General features: G+C 70.4%; 13 protein-coding genes. 8 read left to right on the top strand and 5 right to left on the bottom strand.

The features are described 5' to 3' along the window. Window positions 1-68: 68 nt before the first annotated feature. The 3 genes from OG302_RS13945 to OG302_RS13935 all read right to left on the bottom strand — a co-directional run bounded on the left by OG302_RS13945 (window position 69) and on the right by OG302_RS13935 (window position 4,033). Entirely contained in the window at window positions 69-1,424 is a 1,356-nt protein-coding gene (locus tag OG302_RS13945; RefSeq protein WP_371527091.1) for an extracellular solute-binding protein, read from the bottom strand. A 216-nt stretch (window positions 1,425-1,640) separates the two neighbouring features. Further along, complete coding sequence (locus OG302_RS13940; protein WP_361833745.1) at window positions 1,641-2,327, bottom strand: response regulator; 687 nt, start codon at window positions 2,325-2,327, stop codon at window positions 1,641-1,643. Then, window positions 2,324-4,033, bottom strand: coding sequence for an ATP-binding protein (locus OG302_RS13935; protein WP_371527090.1), 1,710 nt, complete (start codon window positions 4,031-4,033; stop codon window positions 2,324-2,326). The genes OG302_RS13940 and OG302_RS13935 overlap by 4 nt, the downstream gene beginning before the upstream one ends. A gap of 181 nt (window positions 4,034-4,214) precedes the next feature. Here OG302_RS13935 and OG302_RS13930 point away from each other — a divergent pair, with 181 nt between their 5' ends. Further along, complete coding sequence (locus OG302_RS13930; RefSeq protein WP_371750117.1) at window positions 4,215-5,609, top strand: cation:dicarboxylate symporter family transporter; 1,395 nt, start codon at window positions 4,215-4,217, stop codon at window positions 5,607-5,609. Here the strand turns inward: OG302_RS13930 and OG302_RS13925 are convergent. Beyond that, window positions 5,606-6,244: a TetR/AcrR family transcriptional regulator gene (locus tag OG302_RS13925; RefSeq protein ID WP_371527089.1), complete on the bottom strand. Its 639-nt coding sequence runs from the start codon at window positions 6,242-6,244 to the stop codon at window positions 5,606-5,608. The two genes, OG302_RS13930 and OG302_RS13925, sit on opposite strands and share 4 nt — an antisense overlap. Before the next feature lie 127 nt (window positions 6,245-6,371). Here OG302_RS13925 and OG302_RS13920 point away from each other — a divergent pair, with 127 nt between their 5' ends. From OG302_RS13920 to OG302_RS13890, 7 genes are all read left to right on the top strand, one after another. Further along, the gene (locus tag OG302_RS13920; RefSeq protein WP_371527088.1) at window positions 6,372-8,087 is read left to right on the top strand and encodes an MFS transporter; all 1,716 of its coding nucleotides are present in this window, start codon (window positions 6,372-6,374) and stop codon (window positions 8,085-8,087) included. 105 nt (window positions 8,088-8,192) lie between these two features. Beyond that, window positions 8,193-8,420 (top strand): hypothetical protein, encoded by a 228-nt coding sequence (locus tag OG302_RS13915; protein WP_371527087.1) that lies wholly within the window; start codon window positions 8,193-8,195, stop codon window positions 8,418-8,420. Continuing rightward, window positions 8,417-8,902: an HIT family protein gene (locus OG302_RS13910; RefSeq protein WP_371527086.1), complete on the top strand. Its 486-nt coding sequence runs from the start codon at window positions 8,417-8,419 to the stop codon at window positions 8,900-8,902. Before OG302_RS13915 ends, OG302_RS13910 begins: the two co-directional genes overlap by 4 nt. 185 nt (window positions 8,903-9,087) lie before the next feature. Beyond that, complete coding sequence (locus tag OG302_RS13905) at window positions 9,088-10,005, top strand: SGNH/GDSL hydrolase family protein (protein WP_371527085.1); 918 nt, start codon at window positions 9,088-9,090, stop codon at window positions 10,003-10,005. Between the two features lie 52 nt (window positions 10,006-10,057). Then, window positions 10,058-10,450 carry a MerR family transcriptional regulator gene (locus tag OG302_RS13900; RefSeq protein ID WP_371527084.1) on the top strand — a complete coding sequence of 131 codons (393 nt, stop codon included), beginning with the start codon at window positions 10,058-10,060 and terminating at the stop codon, window positions 10,448-10,450. 36 nt (window positions 10,451-10,486) lie between these two features. Next, on the top strand, window positions 10,487-10,825 hold the full coding sequence (trxA, locus tag OG302_RS13895; protein WP_371750116.1) for a thioredoxin: 339 nt from the start codon (window positions 10,487-10,489) through the stop codon (window positions 10,823-10,825). A 157-nt stretch (window positions 10,826-10,982) separates the two neighbouring features. Next, the gene (locus OG302_RS13890) at window positions 10,983-13,229 is read left to right on the top strand and encodes a helicase (protein ID WP_371527083.1); all 2,247 of its coding nucleotides are present in this window, start codon (window positions 10,983-10,985) and stop codon (window positions 13,227-13,229) included. On the opposite strand, the gene glgB is transcribed toward OG302_RS13890, so the two are convergent. Beyond that, window positions 13,204-15,561: a 1,4-alpha-glucan branching enzyme gene (glgB, locus tag OG302_RS13885; RefSeq protein ID WP_371527082.1), complete on the bottom strand. Its 2,358-nt coding sequence runs from the start codon at window positions 15,559-15,561 to the stop codon at window positions 13,204-13,206. The genes OG302_RS13890 and glgB overlap by 26 nt on opposite strands. Window positions 15,562-15,582 lie beyond the last annotated feature (21 nt).

The following is a 15,582-nucleotide window of genomic DNA, read 5'->3' as shown; positions in this document are numbered from 1 at the left end:
TCGGGCACTCACTTCCCTTGCGTACGGATGCGACGGACGTGACGGATGCGATGGCGACATACCCCCGCCTACTTCTCGATGACCTTGTCGTTGGTCGCCGCCTTGATCTCGCTGTCGTATCCGCTCGCCGCCTCGTCCACGGACCCGTCGCCCGTCGTGACCTTCTCCATGGCCTCCTGCACCGCCGTGGACACCTTCGGGTACGCCGGGTACGCGGGCCGGTAGTGCGTCGTGGGCACCAGGTCGGTGAAGAACTTCAGGCCCGGCTGCGCCTTGAGGTACGCGGGGTCGGCGGCGACGTCCTTGCGGACCGCGATGCCCGAGTTCGCCACGTACCACTTCTGGGCGTTGGCCTTGGTCTGCATCTGCTCGATGAACTTGAACGCCAGGCCGGGGTTGGACGCCTCGGACGGGATCGCCCAGGTCCAGCCGCCGGACATGCTCACCTTGCCGGGAGCCTGGCCGTTCTGGGTCGGCATGTGGGCGAGGCCCAGCTTCTTCGACCACTCGGGCCACTCGTGGCCCGCGCCCTTGCCCCAGTCCTGCGGCAGCCAGGAGCCGTCGAGGTTGATGCCGAGCTTGTCCTCGGGGAGCAGCTCGCCGCGTACCCGGGTCGCGAAGTTCGGGTCGAGGGCGTCGGAGACGTCAGGGCCGAGCTTCTCCTTGTAGACCGTTTCGACGAACTTCAGGGAGTCCTTGAAACCCTGGCTGCCGGTGACCCACTTCTTCGACTGCGGGTCGTACATCGGGTCCTCGCCCGTGCCGTACAGGAGCATCTCCATGCCCTGCATGGTGGCCGCCTCGCCCGCGGGCTTGCCCGTGTAGACGTTCATGGGCGTGACGCCGGGGACCTTCTTCTTGATGGTGCGCGCGGCCTGCAGGATCTCGTCCCACGACTTCGGCTGCCAGTCGGCGGGCAGCCCGGCCTTCTTGAAGATGCTCTTGCTGAACCAGAGGCCGCGGGTGTCGGTGCCGTCCGGCACGCCGTACGTCTTCCCGTCCGCCGCCTTCGCCGCCGACTTGGACGTACCGATGAACTGGTCCCAGTCCTTCCACTTCTTCAGATACGGGTCGAGCGGCTTCAAGTACCCGCTGGTGATGTCCGAGTTGATGAGGAAGGTGTCCTCGTAGACCAGGTCGGGCGCGGTCTTCGAGGAGCGCATCATCTGCTGCAGCTTGGTGTAGTACTCGGAGTCCGGCGCCTTGATCGGCACCAGCTTCACCTTCTTGCCGGGGTTCGCCTTCTCGAACTGCTTCTTGATGTCCGCCAGGAAGGTGTCCATGACCTTGACCTGGTTGTCCGTGGACTGCTTGAAGGAGACCTTCACGGTGTCCGGATCGTCGCCGGAGTCCCCGCCGCACGCGGTGAGGGTGGCGGCGGCGACCAGGGCGGTGGCGAGGAGCAGAGGGGTGGTGGGACGCACGGGCACGACCTCCTACTGGCCGACACGGCCGGGTTACCACGCAGGGCGCAACGCGGGGCTGCCCGGTGAACGTAAGGGCGGGCTCGGAGCAAGGTCAATGCCCGTGCGTCGCCCCTTGTCATCAACGTGACAACGTTGTTATTGGAGGCGGCGCCAGGGCGTTACCGGGGTGCCCGCACAGTGACAATCGGCGTACCCCGGCGGGGACTTGAGGGCTCAGGTGTTCGACGTCAGCCAGCGGTACGCGTACTCGGGGCGGCCGACGTGGCCGTACTGCGGGGTGCGGGCGGCGCGGCCCGTGGTGACCAGGTGCTCCAGGTAGCGGCGCGCGGTGATGCGGGAGATGCCCACGGTCTCGGCGGCGGCAGCGGCGGTGACGCCCTCGGCGGGCGCGTCGCGCAGGGTGCGGGTCACCCTCTCCAGGGTGGGGCCGCTGAGCCCTTTGGGCAGAGCGGCGGGGCTGGGCGCGCGCAGGGTGGCCAGGGCGCGGTCCACCTCGTCCTGGCCGGTGGCCTCGCCCGCGGCGGCGCGGAACTCGGCGTAGCGGGTGAGGCGGTCGCGGAGGGTGGCGAAGGTGAAGGGCTTCAGGACGTACTGCACCACGCCGAGGGAGACGCCCTCGCGTACGACGGTGAGATCGCGGGCCGAGGTGACGGCGATGACGTCCGTGCGGTGGCCCGCGGCGCGCAGGGTGCGGGCCAGCTGGAGGCCGTGGCCGTCCGGGAGGTGCAGGTCCAGGAGGAGGAGGTCCACCTCGGTGCGGTCCAGGGCGCGTTTCGCCTCGGCGGCGCTGTGCGCCTTGCCCACGGCGTGGAATCCGGGGATGCGGTTCACGTAGAGGACGTGGGCGTCCGCCGCCACGGGGTCGTCCTCCACGACCAGGACGCGGATGGGCTCTGTCATGTGGTGCCTCCGTCTGCTGCGTCCCCTGCGCCGGACGCCGTACGGGATGCCTCCGTACTGGATGCCTCAGTACCGGACACCTCGTCACCGGCACCCGGCATCCTCGGAGCGGTCGCCGTCCGGAGGCGGACCTCGAACTCCGCGCCACCCCCGGCCGCCTCCCGCACCTTAAGCGTCCCCTCGTGCTTCGTCACCGTCTGGTGGACCAGGGCCAGGCCCAGGCCGCGGCCCGCCGTGGCCTTCGTCGACCAGCCGCGCCGGAAGACCGCCTCCGTGTGGGCGGGGTCCACGCCGGGGCCCGTGTCGGACACCCGCAGCGTCAGTCCGGCACCGTCCGCGCGTGCCGTCACCGTCACGCGGGCCGCGGGGGAGCCCTGGGCCGCGTCCACCGCGTTGTCGATCAGGTTGCCGAGGACCGTCACCAGGTCCCGCGCGGGCAGGTCCGCGGGCAGCATCCCGTCGTCGATGCTGCTGTCGGGGGAGACGACGAGCTCCACGCCGTGCTCGTTGGCCTGGGCCGCCTTGCCCAGGAGGAGCGCCGCGAGGACCGGCTCGCTCACGGCCGCGACCACCTGGTCCGTCAGCGTCTGGGCCAGCTCCAGCTCGGCGGTGGCGAAGCCGACGGCCTCGTCGGCGCGGCCCAGCTCGATGAGGGAGACCACCGTGTGGAGGCGGTTCGCCGCCTCGTGGGCCTGCGAGCGCAGCGCCCGCGTGAAGCCGCGTTCCGAGTCCAGCTCGCCGGTCAGCGCCTGGAGCTCGGTGTGGTCGCGCAAGGTGACCACCGTGCCGCGTCGCTCGCCGCTCGACACCGGTGAGGTGTTGACGACGACCACCCGGTCCGCCGTCAGGTGCAGCTCGTCCACCCGCGGCTCGGCCGCGAGCAGCGCGCCCGTCAGGGGCGCGGGCAGGCCGAGCTCGGCGACGTTCCGGCCGACCAGGTCGCCCGATACGCCGAGCAGCTCGCGCCCCCCGTCGTTGATGAGGGCGATGCGCCGCTGCCCGTCCAGCATCAGGAGTCCCTCGCGCACCGCGTGCAGCGCGGCCTCGTGGTAGTCGTGCATGCGGCTCAGCTCGGCGGCGTTCATGCCGTGGGTGTGGCGGCGCAGGCGGGCGTTGATGACGTAGGTGCCGAGTCCGCCGAGCGCGAGCGCGCCCGCCGCGACGCCCAGCAGGGCGAGCAGCTGGCCGCGCGCCTTCTGGCTGATCTCCTCGATGGTGATGCCCGCGCTGACCAGGCCGGTGATGCGGTCCGTGCCGTCGTCGGCCAGGATCGGCGTGACCACGCGCACCGAGGGGCCCAGCGTCCCCGTGTACGTCTCGGTGAAGGTCCTGCCCCGCAGCGCGTCCGCCCGGTGGCCGAGGAAGCGCTCGCCGATCCGCTCCTCGTCGGGGTGCGTCCAGCGGATGCCGTCCGGGTCCATGATCGTGACGAAGTCGACCCCGGTGTGGCGTCGTACGTCGGTGGCGTACGGCTGGAGGAGCTTCGTCGGATCCTTGCCGCGCGCGGCCTCACGTACCGAAGGGGAGTCCGCGACCGCCCGTGCCGCGGCCGTCGCCTGCCGGCGCGCGCCCTCCTCGGCCTGCTGCCGGTCGCTCAGGAACGTGAACAGTGCACATCCGGCCACCACGACGGTGACCAGGACGATCTGCATCGCGAAGAGCTGCCCGGCGAGGCTGCGGGGCCGGGGCGGGCGGGCGAGGGACATGCTGCCAGTCTGCCTGGCCGTATAAGTGCGAACTAAATGAACGTAAGGGTGACCGCCCTCACAGGGCGAGAGATAGTCACCCGAGATTCGCCTGCCCAGGACGTGAGCCGCACGCACTGGCCGAAAACGCCGACGTAGTCGTTCAAGGAGGGCCCTCGTGGCCGACACCACCGACAGCCAGGTGGCCAAGGCTCCCGCAGCCAAGCGGGACCGAACCCACTATCTGTACATAGCCGTCATCATCGCCGTGGTCCTCGGTATCGGTGTCGGTCTGCTCTTCCCCGACTTCGCCAAGGAGCTCAAGCCGGTCGGCACCGGCTTCGTGAACCTGATCAAGATGATGATCTCGCCGATCATCTTCTGCACGATCGTCCTGGGCGTCGGATCGGTCCGCAAGGCCGCCAAGGTCGGCAAGGTCGGCGGTCTCGCGCTCGGCTACTTCGTCGCGATGTCGGTCGTCGCGCTCGCCATCGGCCTGCTCGTCGGCAACATCCTGCACCCGGGCTCGGGCATGGACATCTCCGACTCCGAGAAGGGCGCGGGGCACGACGCGGCCGAAGAGGCGAACAAGGGGCTCGTCGACTTCGCGCTCGGCATCATCCCGAAGACGCTCGTCTCCGCCTTCACCCAGGGCGAGGTGCTGCAGACGCTGCTCGTCGCGCTGCTCGTGGGCTTCGCGCTGCAGGCCATGGGCCGCTCCGGGGAGCCGATCCTGCGCGGCATCGGGCACATCCAGAAGCTGGTCTTCCGCGTGCTCGGCATGATCATGTGGGCCGCCCCGGTCGGCGCGTTCGGCGCGATGGCGGCGGTGGTCGGCGAGACCGGCACGGACGCCCTGAAGGCCCTCGCCACGATCATGGTCGGGTTCTACGTCACCTGTGCGCTGTTCATCCTGATCGTGCTCGGCACGCTGCTGCGCCTGGTGACCGGCGTGAACCTCTTCAAGCTCCTGAAATACCTGGGCCGCGAGTTCCTGCTGATCCTCTCCACCTCCTCCTCGGAGTCCGCGCTGCCGCGGCTCATCGCGAAGATGGAGCACCTGGGCGTCAGCCGCCCGGTCGTCGGCATCACCGTCCCCACGGGCTACTCGTTCAACCTCGACGGCACGATGATCTACCTGACCATGTCGTCGCTCTTCATCGCCGAGGCGATGGACCAGCCGCTCGGCCTCGGTGAGCAGATCTCTCTGCTCCTCTTCATGATGATCGCGTCCAAGGGCGCGGCGGGTGTCTCCGGTTCCGGCATCGCGGTCCTCGCCAGTGGCCTTCAGTCGCACAAGCCGGCCCTGGTGGACGGCGTCGGCCTGATCATCGGCGTCGACCGCTTCATGAGCGAGGCGCGCGCCCTGACCAACTTCGCGGGCAACGCGGTCGCCACGCTCCTGATCGGTACGTGGACCAAGGAGGTCGACCGGGAGCGCGTCGACCTGGTGCTCGCCGGGAAGCTGCCGTTCGACGAGAAGACGCTGCTCGACGAGGACGCTCCCGAGCCCGAGCCGGCGGGCGCGGGCCAGGACACGGCGGACGGCGTCCCGTCGCAGCCGGCGAGCAGCGAGAAGAAGTCCCTGATGGCTTAGCCGTCGGTGGTCGCGGCCCTTCGGTCGGCGACCCTCGTCACCAGCTCGGTGGCTTGTGAGGCGGGCAGGCCCGCCGCGGTCAGAAACGTGATCGCGGTGGACCTGCCCGCCTTTTCCGCTGGTACGACACCGTCGTTGACGGCCTCCATCATGGCGAACAGGATCCCTTCGAGCACATAGCCGAGCGCCCGCGTCGGCAGCGGCGACACGAACGTGCCGTCCTCCAGGCCGCGTCGGAACATCTCCATGCCCGAGTCGTGGACGCGGCCGAGCCGTTCGCGGATGCCGCTCATCGTCACGCTCCGCTGGGCGAGGGAGAGCAGCAGGCGGTAGCGGTCGGCGACGTCATAGACGGCGAGCAGGGAGCTCGCCACGGCCTCCGCGGGATCGTCGATGCCTTCGCGCCCCGTCGCGTGCGCACTCTCCACCGCCTCGACGGCGCGTTCCACGATCGCCTCGATCAGCGCGTCACGGCTGGGGAAGTGCCCGTACACGGTCCGTCGCACGACGCCGGCGGCGCGCGCGATCTGGTCCATGGACGCGTCGGGGTCGCGCAGCAGCTCCGCGACGGCGACGTCAAGGATGCGGCGGCGGTTGGCATCAGCTCGGACGCTGCTCGCTGGGCGGGGGTTCATGGCCCCATTCTGCCCACTCCACCGGTCTCCCGGTCACCCCACTTGCACAAAGCTGTGCAACATCGATATCTTGCACAGCAGTGTGTAGTTGCACATGACTGTGCAAGATGGGATGGGTGGAATCGAGATGCCTCTGCTGATCAAGGAACCGGTCGAACGGATGGACCGTCCGTACGCCCGCCGCTGGTGGGCCCTGGGCGTTCTCTGTCTGAGTCTGCTGATCGCCGTGATGGCGAACACCGCCCTGACGGTGGCCGCGCCCGACATGACGATGGACCTCGGTCTGTCCAGCGCCGATCTGCAGTGGGTCATCGACGCCTACACCGTCCCGTACGCCGCGCTGATGCTGCTGCTCGGCGCGATCGGCGACAAGTACAGCCGCCGGGGCGCGCTGGTGCTCGGTCTGGTGATCATGTCCGTCGGCGCCGCCGCGGGTTCGGTGGTGGACAGCTCGACGGCGGTCATCGTGGTCCGCGCGGTGATGGGCGTGGGCGCGGCACTGATCATGCCCGCCACGCTGTCGCTGCTGGCGGCGACCTTCCCGCGCGCGGAACGGGCCAAGGCGATCACCATCTGGGCGGCCACGTCCGGCATCGCGATCGCAGCGGGCCCGCTGATCGCGGGCGCGCTGCTCCGTGACAACGGCTGGCACGCGACGTTCCTGATCAACATCCCGGTGGCCGTGCTCGCGATCATCGGCGCGTTCGTCCTCGTGCCGCCGTCGAAGGCGGCGCAGCACGGCCGCATCGACTACGTGGGCGGACTGCTCTCGGTCGTCTGGGTGGGCTCCCTGATCTTCATGATCATTGACGGCCCGCACTTCGGGTGGGGCATCCGCGCGATTTCCGCCGCCGTCGTGGCCGGTCTGGGCCTGATCGCTTTCGTCGTATGGGAGTTGAAGCACCCCCGCCCGGTCCTCGACGTACGCAAGTTCACGCAGCGTGGCTTCGCGGGCTCGAACCTGGCCGTGGCGCTCTTCTTCCTCGCGGTGTTCGGCGCCTTCTACTTCCTGACCCAGCACCTCCAGTTCGTCCTCGAATACGACCCGCTGGAGACGGGCGTCCGCATGCTGCCGCTGGCCGGTGCGGTGTTCGTGGGCTCGGCGGTCACCGGGATCCTCGCCCCGCGCATCGGCGGCAAGATCATGGTCGTGGCGGGCATGGTCGGCGGCACGGTGGCGCTCGCGCTCCTGACGCAGATCGACGCGGGCTCCACGTACGCGGACTTCGTGGCACCGCTGATCATCCTCGGCCTGTCGCTCGGCTTCGCGGTCTCGCCGTGCACGGACGTCATCATGGGCGCTTTCCCCGAGTCGGAGCTCGGCGTGGGCGGCGCGGTCAACGACACCTCGCTGGAGCTCGGCGGCTCGCTCGGGATCGCGGTCCTCGGCTCGGTCCTCGCGGGGTCGTACTCGTCGAAGCTGGCCGACGGGACATCGGGCAGCAAGCTTCCCGCGTCCGCGCTCGACACGGCCCAGGACTCCGTGGGCGCGGGCAACGGTGTGGCGCAGGGCATCGCCGAGCAGGCGCGTGAGCTCTCGGAGAAGGCGGCGGGAGCTTCGTCGCCCCAGGAGGCGGCGCAGCTCAAGTCGCAGGCGCAGGAACTCGCCGGGGGCGCGCACCAGATGGCCGACGCGGTGGGCTCGGCGTTCTCCGACGCGGTGGCCCACACCAGCCTCGTCGGTGCGGTGATCCTGGGCGTCGGTACGGTCGTGGTGGCGGTGCTGCTGCCGGGCCGCCGGAAGGCGGCGGCGGTGACTGGGACCGAGGAAGCCACGGAGGCCAATGAGGCTACCGAGGCCGCTGATGCCATGAAGGCCCCGGAGGCCGCCGGTCGCCGGTAGTCGGGGAGCGACGCTTGAGGCTGTCCGGTGGCCCGCCGGATAGCCTCAAGGGAAGCCGGACACGGGGAACGGGCCAACGGGGAACGGGGAAAGGGGGCGGAGCTCATGGGGTCCAAGCCGAGGCGAGCCGCCATCGGGGACATGTGGATCAACTGCCAGATCTGCAAGGGGGATCTGTTCCGTGACCGGGAGGTCAAGCTCAACAGCTCCGGCATGGAGCTGATGAACCTGGCATGGGCGAACGAGTCGGCGACCGGGCTCATCTGCTGGCGGTGCGGTTACGTCCAGCTCTTCGTGAACCGCGAACTCCGGTTGTACCGAGCGGACAAGTGACCCCGGCGGAGGGCGGCGGCTGCGTCGCCTGCGACCTCGCCGACGGCACCCGCCCCCTTCCCGGCGGCACCCTGCTGCGCACACCGCACTGGACCGTCGAGCACTGCGTCGGGCCCCTGGGCGTCGGCACCCTCGTCGTGAAGCCGCTGCGGCACATCACCGGCGTACACGAGATGAGCGCGGGCGAGAGCGCCGGGCTCGGGCCGCTGCTGGCCCGCGTGACCTCCGCCCTGCGCACGGCGGTCGGCGAGGAGTGCGAGCAGGTCTACGTCTGCCTCTGGTCCCACCACGGACGCGTGCCCGGTCACATCCACTTCGTGGTGCAGCCCGCCCGTACGTCCGACATCGACCGGCACGGCGCCGCGTACGGGCCCGGCCTCCAGGTGGCGATGTTCGCCGAGGGCGCGGAGCCGGAGCCGGAAGCGGTGGAGGAATTCTGCGGGCGGGTGCGGCGCGTGCTGGGTGAGGGTTCCGCCATCTAGGTGGGCGCGTGCGCAAACTGTTGACTCTTGTTCAAACCTGCCAGTAACTTCAGCGTTGCACCACTGAGAACCGCCGAAAGCTGCTGAAGCCTGCCCAAATCGCCCCCACGGCATGGTTGTTGGCGCTCGTGGCTTGCTCGCTCCTCTCCGGGACCGCCCCCCATCGGATTCAAAGGAGACTCCAGATGGTGATCCGCGCACGCGCCCACTCCCTCTCCCGCACGACCGGGCCCCGCACCCGTGCCCTGCGCCTGGCGGCGGCACTCGCCGCCGCCGGGACCGCCACCCTCGGCCTGGCCGCACCCGCCCGGGCGACCGGCGGCGACCCACTCGACTACGTCGCCCTCGGCGACAGTTTCAGCGCCGGGTCCGGCGTCCTTCCGCTCGACCCGACCGCGCCCCTGCTCTGCGCGCGCTCGACCGCCAACTACCCGCACGTCGTGGCGAAGCGCACCGGCGCCCGGCTCACCGACGTGACCTGCGGCGGAGCCCAGACCAAGGACTTCGCGGGGTCGCAGTACCCCGGTGTCGCCCCGCAGCTCGACGCGGTCGACGCCGACACCGATGTCGTGACGCTGACGATCGGCGGCAACGACAACAACACCTTCATCAGCGCGATCCTCGCCTGCGGCTCCGCCGGGGTGCTGTCCGGCGGCAAGGGCAGCCCCTGCAAGGACGCCAACGGGGACAGCTTCACGAAGCAGATCGACGCCAACACCTACCCGGCGCTGAAGACCGCCCTGCGAGCGGTCAAGGCCAAGGCCCCGCACGCGCGCGTCGGCGTCCTGGGCTACCCGTGGATCGTGCCGGCCGAGGCCGACCCCGGCTGCTTCGCCAAGATGCCGATCGCCACCGGGGACGTGCCCTACCTGCGGGACCTGCAGGCCCACCTGAACAAGACCGTGCGGCGCGCCGCCTCCGAGACGGGCGCCACTTTCGTCGACATGGCCGCCGCCTCGGAGGGACACGACGCCTGCAAGCCGCAGGGCACGCGCTGGATCGAGCCCGTGCTGTTCGGCACGAACTTCGTCCCCGTCCACCCGAACGCCCTCGGCGAGTCCGGGATGGCCGACCAGGCCATCGGCGTACTGAAGCTGGGCTGACCCCGGAGTCGCGCTGGCCTTGACGCCCGCGTCAAGGATTACGGTCGTACGCATGCGCATCGGCGAACTTGCGGAGCGGGCCGGCACCACCACGCGGACCCTTCGGTACTACGAGTCACGGGGGCTGCTGCCCGCTCGTCGCAGTGGCAACGGCTACCGCACCTACGACGAGGACGACGTCCGTCTCCTGGAGCAGATCAGGACCCTGCAGGACTTCGGGTTCGATCTGGAGGAGACGCGGCCGTTCGTGGAGTGCCTGAGATCGGGGCACCCGGCGGGCGACTCCTGCCCCGCTTCCCTCGACGTGTACCGCCGCAAGCTCGGTGAACTCGACTCCCTGATCGGGGAGTTGACGGCGGTGCGCGAACAGGTCGGTGCGCAGCTCGTGCGGGCCGAGGCGGCGATTCCGGGGGGACCGGAGCCTCGGTGCGAGCTGACGGACTGACGTACGCAGGGACGGACAGGGGACGGAAGCATGGCGATGGTCAAGGCGGACGGTGTGGCCGAGGTGACGGACGCGGACTTCGAGGGGGAGGTGCTCAAGGCGGAGCTGCCCGTGCTCGTGGAGTTCGGGGCGGAGTGGTGCGGTCCGTGCCGGCAGCTCGCGCCGGTGCTCAGTGAGATCTCGCGCGAGGAGGCGGACCGGCTGAAGATCGTGCAGATGGACGTGGACCACAATCCGCAGACGGCGATCGCGTACGGGATTCTCTCGGTGCCGTCCCTGCTGGTGTTCCGCGGCGGTGAGCCGGTGAAGTCCATGGTGGGCGCGCGTCCCAAGCGCAAGCTGCTCGCCGAGCTCACCGAGGCCGAGGTGCTCTGACGGCACGCGCCCAGGTGGAAAGAGAAATGCCCCGGACGAATTGACGTCCGGGGCATTTCTTGGCGTATATTAGATCCTTTCGCGACCTCATACCCATCTGGGTATACCGGTATCGCGAGAATCTGTATAAGAGCACTGTAACTGGCGAGGGGCTGAATTGTCAACCGAGGAATTGCGGGAAGAGCAGCAATTCGTCTCCGGACTGTACGCGCGCCTCGACGCGCTGCGCGAGGAGGCGGAAGCCGCCGTGCATGCGTCGTTGACGCAGGTCGGCAATGGTCTGCAGGCCAGGCTTGAGCGTGACGTCCTGGTGGCCGAGCGGTCCGGACTGCTGGCCGCCTTCAACGCGGGAGAGAACGGGCTCTGCTTCGGGAGGCTCGAATTCCGCGACGGCCGTGATCACCACATCGGGCGCATCGGAATCCGCGCGTCCGACATCGAACGCACCCCACTCGTGATCGATTGGCGCGCGGAAGTCGCACGCCCCTTCTACCTCGCGACCGGTCATACGCCGATGGGGCTCCGCCGCCGCAGGCACATCACCACGGAGGGCCGCGACGTGACGGCCCTGCACGACGAGATCCTCGATCTCGGCGACACCACCCGCACCGGGCACGAGGGCGCGGACGCCGACGAGGTGCTGCTCGCCGCGCTCGACTCGGCCCGCACCGGGCGCATGCACGACATCGTGCAGACCATCCAGGCCGAGCAGGACCGCATCATCCGGGCCCCGCACCACGGCGTCCTCGTCGTCGAGGGCGGCCCCGGCACCGGAAAGACCGTCGTGGCGCTGCACCGTGCCGCGTTCCTCCTCTACGCCCACCGCCAGCTGCTCGCCAAGCGCGCGGTCCTGATCGTCGGCCCGAACCCCGCCTTCCTCGGCTACATCAGCGAGGTCCTGCCCGCGCTCGGCGAGACGGGCGTGCTCCTCTCGACGGTCGGCGAGCTGTTCCCCGGCGTGAGCGCCACCGGCACCGACACCCCCGAGGCCACGGAGGTGAAGGGCCGCGCGGAGATGGCGGACGTGCTCGCCGCCGCCCTGCGCGACCGGCAGCAGACCCCCGAGCCCGGCGCCCCGCTCATCATCGAGCACGACGACGGCGACCTCGTCCTGGACTGGACGATCGCCCAGGAGGCACGCGAGGCGGCCCGGGAGGCGGATGTCCCGCACAACCTCGGCCGGCCGCACTTCGCCTTCCGCATCATCGACATGCTCACCGAGCAGCTCACCGAACGGCTCGGCGCCGACCCGTACGGCGGCCCGAACTTCCTCGGCCCCGACGACGTCGCCCAGCTCGGCAAAGCGGTCGCCGCGAGCCCCGAAGTGCACGCGGCCATCGAGGAGTTGTGGCCGCAGCTCACCCCGGAGGGCTTCCTCGCGGACTTCCTCCAGGAGCCGACGCATCTGTCGGACGAGGACGCACGCACGATCCGGCGCCCGCGCGGCGGAGCCTGGACGGCCGCCGACGTCCCGCTGCTCGACGAGGCCGCCGAGCTGCTCGGCAGTGACGACAGCGCGGCGCGGGCGATGGCGGAGGCCGAACGGGCCAAGCAGATCGCCTACGCGCAGGGCGTCCTCGACGTGTCGTACGCGTCCCGTACCTACGAGTTCGAGGACAAGGACGACGAAGAGTCCGAGGTCCTGCTCGCGCACGACATCATCGACGCCGAGCGGATGGCCGAGCGCCAGGAGGAGGCCGACCACCGCAGCGCCGCCGAGCGCGCGGCGGCGGACCGGACCTGGGCCTTCGGGCACATCATCGTGGACGAGGCGCAGGAGCTCTCCGCCATGGCCTGGCGGCTGCTGATGCGACGCTGCCCGACCCGCTCGATGACGCTGGTCGGCGACCCCGCGCAGACCGCGGAGGCGGGCGGCTGCGGCTCCTGGGAGACGATCCTCTCCCCGTACGTCGAGGACCGCTGGGAGTACACCCGGCTCGGCGTCAACTACCGCACGCCGGTGGAGATCATGGACGTGGCCGCCGAGGTGCCCCGCATGGAGTACCCCGAGTTCCAGCCGCCGAGTTCGGTGCGGTCCACGGGCGTGCTCCCCTGGGCGCGCCGCGCCGACGACCTCGCCGCGGCCGTGGCCGACGCGGTGGCGGCCGAGGCGCGGGACGACGGCCGCCTCGCGGTGATCGCCCCGCGCGAGCTGCATGAGCAGCTCGCCGCAAAGCTCCCCGGTGTGACGGCCGGGGAGGCCCCGGACCTGACGCGGCCGGTCGTCATGATCGACCCGCGTCAGGCGAAGGGCCTGGAGTTCGACACGGTCCTGGTCGTGGAGCCGGGCCGCTACGGCACGAGCGACCTGTACGTGGCCCTGACCCGGGCCACGCAGCGCCTCGGCATCCTGCACGCCGATGAGCTGCCGGTGGCGCTCAAGCAGGTCGCAGCCACACCGTAGCCAGCGGTGGCAGGGTGAGGCGGATGGACGCGGGGCGGCCGTGCGACGCCACCGGCTCGGGCTTGACGGGGTCCGGGTTGGTGACGTCGCCGCCGCCGTAGGCCCCGGCGTCCGTGTTCAGGACCTCGTGCCAGGCGGTGAACTCGCCGGGCACGCCGAGGCGGTACTCGTGCCGCACCACCGGCGAGAAGTTCGAGATGGCCAGGAGCGGTGCCTCGTCCGTCTCCTCGTCGGCGTACCGCAGGAACGCGAAGACGTTGTCCTCGGCCGCGTCGCCCTCGACCCAGGCGAATCCGCCGGGGTCGGTGTCGCGCTGCCAGAGGGCCGGCTCGCGGCGGTAGACGGTGTTCAGGTCGCGCACGAGATCGCGTACGCCCCGGTGGTCGGCCTCCGCCCCGTACGCCGGATCGAGCAGCCACCAGTCGGGGCCGTGCCCCTCCGCCCACTCGGCGCCCTGGGCGAACTCCTGCCCCATGAAAAGCAGTTGCTTGCCCGGGTGGGCCCACATGAAGGCCAGATAGGCGCGGTGGTTGGCGCGCTGCTGCCACCAGTCGCCGGGCATCTTCGACACCAGGGACTTCTTGCCGTGCACGACCTCGTCGTGCGAGATCGGCAGGACGTAGTTCTCGCTGTACGCGTACACCATCGAGAACGTCATCTCGTTGTGGTGGAACTTGCGGTGCACGGGCTCCTTCGACACGTAGTCGAGCGAGTCGTGCATCCACCCCATGTTCCACTTCAGGCCGAAGCCGAGCCCGCCGAAGCCGCCGGGGCCCTGGTGGTGCGTCGCGCGGGTCACGCCGTCCCAGGCCGTGGACTCCTCGGCGATCGTGACGACGCCGGGCGCGCGCCGGTAGACCGTGGCGTTCATCTCCTGGAGGAAGGCGACGGCGTCGAGGTTCTCGCGCCCGCCGTGCGCGTTCGGCGTCCACTCGCCGTTCTCACGCGAGTAGTCCAGATACAGCATGGAAGCGACGGCGTCGACGCGCAGGCCGTCGATGTGGAACTCCTCGCACCAGTAACTGGCGTTCGCCACAAGGAAGTTGCGGACCTCCTTGCGGCCGTAGTCGAACTCCAGGGTGCCCCAGTCGGGGTGCGCGGCCCGGCCCGGATCCTCGTGCTCGTACAGCGTGCGTCCGTCGAACTCCGCGAGCGCCCAGTCGTCGCGCGGGAAGTGCGCGGGCACCCAGTCCATCAGGACGCCGATGCCCGCCCGGTGCAGCGCGTCGACGAGGTACTTGAAGTCGTCGGGCGTGCCGAGGCGGGCCGTCGGCGCGTAGAAGCCGGTGACCTGATAGCCCCACGAGCCGCCGAAGGGATGCTCGGCGACCGGCATCAGCTCGACGTGCGTGAACCCCAGGTCGGCCACGTACGCGGGCAGCTGCTCGGCGAGCTGGCGGTACGTCAGCCCGGGTCGCCAGGACGCCAGATGGACCTCGTACACGGAGAACGGCGCCTGATGGACGGGCACTTCCGCCCGGCGCACCAGCCACTCCGCGTCATGCCATTCGTGGTGCGACTCGTGCACGACCGACGAGTTCGCGGGCGGGGTCTCCGTGCGGCGGGCCAGCGGGTCGGCGCGCAGTGTCTTCGAGCCGTCGGGCCTGGTGATCTCGTACTTGTACAGCTCGCCCTCGCCGACGGACGGCACGAACAGCTCCCAGACGCCGCTGCCGCCCAGCGAGCGCATCGGGAACCCGGTGCCGTCCCAGAAGTTGAAGCTGCCCACCACGCGCACGCCCAGGGCGTTGGGCGCCCACACCGTGAAGCGGGTCCCGGTCGCCCCCTCGTGCACCATCGGGCGCGACCCGAGCGCGTGCCACAGCTGCTCGTGGCGGCCCTCGCCGATCAGATGCAGGTCGAGCTCACCGAGCGCGGGGAGGAAGCGGTACGCGTCGTGGATCTCCAGCTCGGCGCCCTCGTACGTGATGTGGAGCCGGTAGTCCTCGGGGACCTCGCGCAGCGGGAGCACCCCGGAGAAGAACCCGTCCCCGTCGTCCCGCAGCTCCGCCCGCAGGTCCTTGGCGACGACGGCGACGGAGCGTGCGTACGGCCGCAGCGCGCGGAAGGCGATGCCCTCGGGCACGGCATGGGCGCCGAGCACGCCGTGCGGATCGTGGTGCGTGCCGCCCAGGAGACGGGCACGGTCGTCCTGGGGGACGGGCGACTCGGGACGCCCGGCGCTGGGCTGCTTCGACTGGTCGGGCTGCTTCGGCTGGTTCGGTGGCTTCGGCTGCTTCTGCCGGGGCGCCCGGCTGGCGGGCTCCGGCTTCCGCTTGCCCTTCTTGCTGGCCTCGTCGGACGGTTTGCGCGGCTGCGGGCGGGGGGTCACGGGGAAGCCTCCAGGACGATG

Origin of the sequence: Streptomyces sp. NBC_01283 (genome assembly GCF_041435335.1) — a bacterium.
In the GTDB taxonomy this organism is placed as follows: Bacteria; Actinomycetota; Actinomycetes; order Streptomycetales; family Streptomycetaceae; genus Streptomyces.
Note: the sequence above shows the minus strand (reverse complement) of the source record. Positions and strands in the feature narration are given on the sequence as shown.